Genomic DNA, 7,680 nt, shown 5'->3' with positions numbered 1-7,680 from the left:
TCGCAGCCCCGCCCGGCTATGCTCGCGTCGAGCGATATCAGTCCATGCCATTGGTCACACCATCTTCTCGCAAGGACGGCGTGAATCACAACATACTGGTATCGCTCAACAACTTTCGGATCGGGCTCTTAGTACGCCCTAATGGCACCATAATAACCTCAAGTCTCTGGTAACAACCACTGCATTGCCATTATTATAAAATCTATTGAATTTTATGCAAATTAAATAACAAATATGAGTATTATTACTTCTCCTACTGAATAACGAACTTCTGATAAATTCTATGGGATGAAATTAAGATTATTGACCCTCCTCCCGTTCTTAGGCCGCCGATAAATTAGATCCGGTGCCCTTATGGCCTTGGCGAGGGCTTGCAAACTCAGCGGGTGCCATCCCGCCAGGGCTGCCGTGCGGACGCACGGCGCTGTAGTCCGTCCGCCATGCCTCGATGATCCTTCCTGCGTCGGCCAACGACGGGAACAGGTGCTATGACGATGCCGTGTGACGATGCTGGCGCTATGGGGGTGCGGCGCTTCAAGGTATTCACTGTCGTAGGCCGCCGACGGGATTGACCGGCGGAAGTGAAGGCATCGATCGTGGTCGGGAGCTTTTCAGGCCACGAGACGGTTTGCGCGGTGGCGCGCCGGCATACGCTGAGCCCATCGCAACTGTTCACCTAGCTCCGGGAGCTGCGCAAGCAGTTCGAGGAGCGCGGTATGGCGCCGCCAGCGGCGCCGGCGCTCGAAGGCGAGTGCGGTCGAACTGGAGATCGACGGCGTGCTGTGAAGATCGGCCGTGGTGCTGATGCCGGCGTGATTGCTGCGGTGAGACTTAACGCATCAATCACAGTAGGTCGGGGTCCGGCTCAAGGCCGACCAGATGGCGCCCGACGATGACCAGGCGATTTTCGAGATCGAAAAACATGTGATTGCCGGCAGTATGGATGTCCCGCCAATAGCGCTGCAATGGTCGCGACTTGAATGTCGCGCTTCCGCCAGCGGCGGCGAGCAGCCGGTCAACCGCGTTCATGATCATGCGCCCGGCAAATGCTTCGTCGCCACGCGAGCGCAAGACCTCGTCCATCGCCGGACGGGTTCCCGCCTTGGCGTGATCGACAATGCCTTGCCAGTGCGCGGTGATCAGCGCACTGGCAGCGCGGATTTCCATATGGCTTTCGGCAAGCCGGATGAATGACAGGGGATTGTCCATCCGCAGCTTGCCGGTATGCGGGCGAATGCGTTTCTGCACACTTTCGCGGTAGGCAGCCAGGGCGCCATCCGCAGCACCGAGCAGTACGGCGCCGAAGTTGGCCGCAGTGGCCAGAAATGGCATCCGGAAGAGCCAATGGTCGTGCAGACCGGGTTCTGCTGGCGGCGCGAACATGCCTGGCCCCCAGCAGCGATGCTGCGGCACGAACACGTTGCGCACTTCCACCCGCTTGCTGCCAGTGGCACGCATGCCAACCGTGTCCCAGTTGTCTACGATATTGAAATCGCTGCGCGGGATCAGGCCAAGGTATGACACGCCCGGAATGCCCTCGACGCGAAATCCAAGCTGGGCCCAGGCAGCATGGTCGCAACCGCTGGAAAAGTCCCATGCGCCGGTAAGCAGATAGCCGCCCTCGGTCGGCTGCGCGGTGACTACCGGCGCGAACGACGAGCAGATGCGGGTGTCGGGCCCATCGGCCCAGATGTCATCCTGCGCCTGTTTGCCGTAATAGGAAATCCCGTGCGAATGCGTGCCAACCACACCAGCTATCCAGCCAGAAGCAGGGCACACCGCAGCGAGGCGCCGCACGCCGGCGAGGAATTCGATGAAATCGACCTCGTCGCCACCATACATTGCCGGCACGAGAGCGCGGAAGACACCTGCTTGGGTCAAGGCAGCGATGCTGTCGGGATGAAGCGAACTGCGCTCATCGCCTTGTGCAGCTGCGGCGGCGATCTGCGGCAGTATCTGCTCTATCCGTGCGCCAAAGCCATCGGTCGCGACGCCATGTGAATCTGGTGGCGGCATGAGCAGGGCGTGATTCATGGGGGCTCTCCTGAACGGTGGCACCGCGCTTCATCGCGCGTTGCGGGCCGCGTTTTGTCAGGAAGCCAGACTTCAGGAAAATCGTAAGGCGTGTACGAATACATCACGTAAAATGATAGATGCCGGCATGGCGCCAGCCTTCATGCCGCATGGTCATCCATCATGTGCAACACCCTTTCGAGCCGGGACAGCAGCCATTCGAGGCCAGGATCGGATGTCCGGTGACGATGCCATTGCGCAATTTCGACCACGGGCTTGAGCGCGAGGGGCAAAGGCAGAACCTTCAAAGGCAACATGCATGCAAACCGTTCGGCTTGGCGGCGGTGCATCACACCCATGTGCCTGCTGCCGACCAGTGCAAAAGGCACCATGGCGAACGAGGCGACCGACACCTCGATGCGGCGATGGATACCCATTTCCGCCAACTGCTTTTCATACACGGATGGGTGCGAAACGCCCCTGAATTCGGCACAGACATGGCCCATGTCGAGGAACTGGTCGAGCGTGATGCGATCGCCAATCGTCGGATTTCCGGCCCAACAGACAGCCCGCGCGTCATCCTCGAACAGCACGCGCCGCGGGTGTTCCGGCCTGGCGAAACTTTCGGCAACGATCAGAAGATCGATGTCGCCTCGCTCGAACATCTCCAGCGCACTAATATCAGGGGGAAGGAACTTGAAACTGATCCCCGGCGCCTCGTTTTGAACCTGCAGCGCAAGGTCGTGGCCAACGATCATCGCCACATAGTCCGAGCACCCCAGCGTGAAACACCGAACCGCGGTGGCCGGGTCGAATTCGGATGGGTTGGTAATGGTGGATCGCACCTGTAGCAGAATCGCGCGAATGGCAGGGGCAAGCTGCTGGGCCTTGCCGGTCAGTACCATGCTGCGGCCGTCTCTCGCCAGAAGCTCGTCGTTGAAATATTCACGCAGCCGCTTGAGCGCCCCACTGACCGCCGATTGGGTCAGGTTCAGGTGCTCCGCCGTGCTGGAAACGCTCTTCAATTCGATCAGCGCATCGAGCGTGACCAGCAAATTGAGATCCAGTTTGTCAAAACGCATCGCGCCACTCTCCCAGCTACGCGGATGCGTGCATCTAAACCGGAACACTACATGCTTTTGCAACCCAAAGATGGGCGATGCCCGGCAGAGGAACGACGGCCGCCATATGGCCCGGCGCGGCTACCCGGCTCGGGAGCTAGGCCCGCCAATGCCGAGCATTATCTGCATCGGCGCGCTGGTTCCGCTCAGATCGGATAATGGCCGGGCAGGGTTTCCACCGTAATCCAGCGGGTTTCGGTGAAGCTGTCGATGCCCTGGCGCCCGCCGAAGCGGCCATAGCCGCTGTCGCCTACCCCGCCGAACGGCATTTGCGCCTCGTCGTGCACGGTGGGGCCATTGATGTGGCAGATGCCTGATTTGATGCGCTTGGCCAGCATCAGGCCGTTGGCCGCGTCGCGGGTGAAGATCGCGGCGGAAAGGCCGTAGTCGGTGTCGTTGGCCAGCTCGATCGCGTGGTCTTCGTCGCGGGCGCGGATGATGCCGACGACCGGGCCGAAGCTCTCGTCGCGGAACAGCTTCATGTCGGTGGTCACGTTGTCCACCAGATGGGCGGGCATGATGACGTTCTGGCTCGTCTCGCCGCTGACGAGAAGGTTCGCGCCTTTTGCGACGGCATCTTCGACCAGGGAGAGGCAATGGGCGACCGTCTTGGCATCGACCACGGCGCCCAATGGAGTCTTGCCCCCACGTGGATCGCCAGCGGTCAAACTCTTGACCTTGGCAGCGAATTTCGCGGCGAATTGATCGGCCACGGCATCGACTACGATAATCCGCTCGGTGCTCATGCAGATCTGGCCCTGGTTGAAATAGGCGCCGAACGCGGCGGCCTTGACCGCCTCGTCAAGGTCGGCGTCGGCGCAGACGACGAATGGCGCCTTGCCGCCGAGTTCGAGCAGGCACGGCTTGAGGTTTTCAGCCGCACGTTTGGCGATGATGCGGCCCACCGCCGTACTGCCGGTGAAGTTGATGCGCTTGACCTGTGGCGCGTCGATCAGCCCGCCAACGACATCGGCAGCATCCTCGGGTCGGTTGGTGACGACTTGCACCAACCCTTCCGGAAAGCCGGCAGCGGCAAAACTTTCGATGATCAGCGTGTGGGTGCGGGGGCATTGTTCCGACGCCTTGAGGATCACACCATTGCCGCAGGCCAGCGGCACGGCAATCGCGCGCACGCCCAGAATGATCGGGGCATTCCAGGGGGCGATGCCGAGGATGACCCCGACCGGCTCCTTGAGCGCCATCGCCAGGCAACCCGGTTTGTCGCTGGGAATAACCTCGCCCGCGATTTGCGTAGTGAGGGCCGCTGCCTCGCGGATTATGCTGGCACCCAGCATGTGGTTGAAGCCCGCCCAGCCAGCGGTTGCCCCGATCTCGGCCATCATCGCGGCGATGAAATCATCCTTGCGCGCCACCAGGGCATCTGCTGCCTGCATCAAAACCGTGCGCCGCGCATTGGGGCCCATCGCGGCCCATGCGGGCTGTGCGGCCGCTGCGGCCGCAGCAATCGCGGGCACGTCGGCTGCTGTCATCGCGCGCGCCGTTGATGCCACTTCGCCGGTGATCGGGTTCAAACGGGTAAAGGTCACCAGATCTTCTCCTCAAACTTTCCGGCTGACAGCTTGGGGCATAATTAGTTTGTCGTCAAACTAAAATGCTGTATCAGCGCGCCAAGGCCGTGAACGAATCGACGGCCTGGAGGAGAGCAAAAATGAGACTTGCAGGGATGGATGCACGGATATCGGCGAGCGTGACCGCGATGATCGTAGCGGGACTATGGGCCTCGTCGGCGCAGGCACAAGCGGCAGACCAGGCGCCGGATCAGGCGGCCAAGGATGCGGCCGTGGCGCAGGAGATTGTCGTGACCGGGTCGCGCGTTGCCAGCAATGGCAATGCCCAGCCAACCCCTGTTACCGTGATGTCGGCCGACCGCCTGCAGGATTCCTCGCCGCGTGGCCTGGCCGAAGGCGTGCTGTCACTGCCCAGCTTCAACGGGTCCAACTCGCGGACGGCGGGTGGTGCGGCAGCCAACGCCGGGCACAGCTACCTCAACCTGCGCGGCCTGGGCACCAACCGCAATCTCGTGCTGCTCGATGGCCGCCGCTTCGTGTCGACGCAAGATGCCGGCGCGGTAGACATCAACCTGTTCCCGCAGTTGCTGATGAAGCGCGTGGAAGTCGTGACCGGTGGGGCGTCGGCGGCCTATGGTTCTGACGCCATCGCGGGCGTTACCAACTTCATCCTCGACGATCGCTTTACCGGGCTCAAGGGCCTCGCCTCGCAAGGCATCAGCCGTTACGGCGACAGCAAGACCACCCGTCTCTCGCTGGCCGGCGGCACGTCGTTCCTGGATGGCAAGCTGCGCGTCGTTGCAAGCTTTGATTACACCAAGGACACTGGCGCCCAAGGCTACAACATCGGCGGCAAGAACCGCGCGTGGCAGCGTCTTGGCAGCTTCCTGGTCAACAACCCCAATGTGTCGCCAGCCAATCCGGCATCGCCCACCAACCCCACGCTGATCGTGGCCAACAACGTGGTGTTTCCCTATGCCACCACAGGCGGTCTGATCGTGTCGGGCCCGCTGGCGGGAACGCAGTTCCTGCCGAACGGGGCAACCGCGCCATTCACCTTTGGCACCAACCGCACGTCGGGTTCGATGTCGGGCGGGGATGGCGCCAGTCCGGTTGGAACCGGCACGCTGGAAACGCCGCTGGATGCCAAGGTGGGCTTTGTCCACGTTGCCTATGGCGACAAGGACAGCATCGAGGTGTTCGCCGAGGGCAACTATGCCCATACCTACATCACCAACAATGCCGGTGCCAACAGCTATGGCGTGAACGGCACGGCTTACACGATCTTTGCCGACAATGCCTATCTGCCGGCCAGCATCGCCTCGCAAATGGCGCCTGGCAGCAGCTTCAAGATGGGCCGCTACAACATTGACCTTGGGGTCTACCAAAAGCAGGTCGAAACCGAGGTGATGCGCGGCGTCATTGGCGCGCGGGGCCGCATCGGTGCCAACTGGAACTGGGACGCCTATTTCCAGCATGGCCGCACGCAGGGCAACTTTACCGCCGCCAACGGCATCATCACAGCCAATCTCTACAACGCGGTTGATGCGGTGGTGAACCCGGCCACCAACCAGATCGTCTGCCGCTCGACGCTCAGCAATCCTGGCAATGGCTGCGTGCCCATCAACCTGTTTGGCGCCGGCACCCCGTCGGCCGCGGCGCGCCAGTATATTGCCGGCAATGCCTATGCCAACCAGACTGTCACGCAGGATGTACTGGCGGCCACGCTGCGTGGGTCGCCGCTGGAACTGCCCGCCGGCAAGGTGCAGGTGGCCGTGGGCGCCGAACACCGCCGCGAAGGCCTGAAGCAAGTGGTGCCCTCGCTGGCCACCATCACCCAGACCGGCAATGGCGCGCAAGGGTTTCCCGGCAGCCTGCTGGGCACCCAGGGCGGCTATTTCCTGGGTAACTCCTCGCCGGTCAATGCCAGCTATCTGGTGGACGAAGCCTTTGCCGAAGCACAGATTCCGCTCCTGGCCGACAAGCCCTTTGCCAAGTCACTGGAACTGAACGGCGCTGCCCGCGTCACGCACTATTCCAACGCCGGCACGGTGTGGACCTACAAGGCGGGCCTGGTCTATGCGCCGTCAAGCGATCTGCGCCTGCGTGCCACGGTCTCGCACGATATTCGCGCGCCCAACCTCGGCGAACTTTACCTGTCTCAGGCGCAGACGATTGCCACGGTAATCGATCGCCAGAATGCCAATGCCTCGGCGACGGCGACGATCCAGTTGCCCGGGAACCCCAACCTGAAGCCGGAAAAATCGAACACCATAACGATCGGTGCGGTGCTCACCCCCAGCTTCTGGCGCGGTTTCAGCGCATCGGTCGATTATTACGACATCAGCATCAATGGCGCGATCACCCGCCTCAGTAACCAGCAGACGGTGGATGAGTGCGCCGCGGGCAATGCGGCCCTGTGTGCGCTGATCACACGCAATGGCGGCGCCATCTCGGTGATCTCCACGCCCAATCTCAACCTTGCCACGTTGAAGACGCGCGGCTTCGATGTCGAAATGAACTATGGCTTTGGCATCGGCACGGTGTTCGGCCAGCCGAGCCGGGTTTCGCTGCGGGCGCTGGCGTCCTACGTCACCAAGCTGCAAACCACGACGCCGGGTTCCGCGCCGATCGATCGCGCCAGCCAAACGCCCTTTCAGGGCACGGCCAGCGCCGATATCGACCTTGGCCGGCTGAATGTGCTGGTGCAAGAACGGCTGATCGGCAGCCGCGCGATCGACAGCACCTATACGCCCTCGTTCGTGGCCAACAACCATATCGGCGCGGTGTGGTATACCGACCTCAATGTCACCTATCACCTGGGCGGCAAGCTGGAGGGGGTCGATGTGTTTGCCTCGGCCAACAACCTGTTTGACAAGGCCCCGCCGCTGGGTGCCACCACCTTTGGCATTGCCCCGTCTTCCACCCTGTCGCAGTTCTATGATGTCATCGGGCTCTATATGACCGCCGGCATTCGCTTCAAGTTTTGACCCTGTTGGCTGGCGCCCTTTGTGGCG

Annotated in this window: 5 protein-coding genes; 1 reads left to right on the top strand and 4 read right to left on the bottom strand. The window is 61.9% G+C overall.

The annotated features are described in order from the left end of the window. Positions 1-321 precede the first annotated feature (321 nt). From IP65_RS22200 to IP65_RS09730, 4 genes are all read right to left on the bottom strand, one after another. Positions 322-483 (bottom strand): integrase core domain-containing protein, encoded by a 162-nt coding sequence (locus tag IP65_RS22200; RefSeq protein WP_082209106.1) that lies wholly within the window; start codon positions 481-483, stop codon positions 322-324. A gap of 360 nt (positions 484-843) precedes the next feature. Continuing rightward, positions 844-2,034, bottom strand: coding sequence for an acyl-CoA dehydrogenase family protein (locus IP65_RS09740; RefSeq protein WP_231627634.1), 1,191 nt, complete (start codon positions 2,032-2,034; stop codon positions 844-846). A 140-nt stretch (positions 2,035-2,174) separates the two neighbouring features. Next, positions 2,175-3,095: a LysR family transcriptional regulator gene (locus IP65_RS09735; protein WP_022676223.1), complete on the bottom strand. Its 921-nt coding sequence runs from the start codon at positions 3,093-3,095 to the stop codon at positions 2,175-2,177. Between the two features lie 185 nt (positions 3,096-3,280). Next, on the bottom strand, positions 3,281-4,681 hold the full coding sequence (locus IP65_RS09730; protein WP_054131532.1) for an aldehyde dehydrogenase: 1,401 nt from the start codon (positions 4,679-4,681) through the stop codon (positions 3,281-3,283). Positions 4,682-4,803: 122 nt separating this feature from the next. Here IP65_RS09730 and IP65_RS09725 point away from each other — a divergent pair, with 122 nt between their 5' ends. Beyond that, positions 4,804-7,653: a TonB-dependent siderophore receptor gene (locus tag IP65_RS09725; RefSeq protein WP_171795437.1), complete on the top strand. Its 2,850-nt coding sequence runs from the start codon at positions 4,804-4,806 to the stop codon at positions 7,651-7,653. Positions 7,654-7,680: the final 27 nt, after the last annotated feature.

The sequence above is a fragment of the Novosphingobium sp. AAP1 genome, assembly GCF_001295765.1.
In the GTDB taxonomy this organism is placed as follows: domain Bacteria; phylum Pseudomonadota; class Alphaproteobacteria; order Sphingomonadales; family Sphingomonadaceae; genus Novosphingobium; species Novosphingobium capsulatum.
Note: the sequence above shows the minus strand (reverse complement) of the source record. Positions and strands in the feature narration are given on the sequence as shown.

Bases quoted from the DNA above. Each gene is read 5' to 3' on its own strand.
- IP65_RS09740 (WP_231627634.1), bottom strand. From the start codon at position 2,034: ATGAATCACGCCCTGCTCATGCCGCCACCAGATTCACATGGCGTCGCG.
- IP65_RS09735 (WP_022676223.1), bottom strand. From the start codon at position 3,095: ATGCGTTTTGACAAACTGGATCTCAATTTGCTGGTCACGCTCGATGCG.
- IP65_RS09725 (WP_171795437.1), top strand. From the start codon at position 4,804: ATGAGACTTGCAGGGATGGATGCACGGATATCGGCGAGCGTGACCGCG.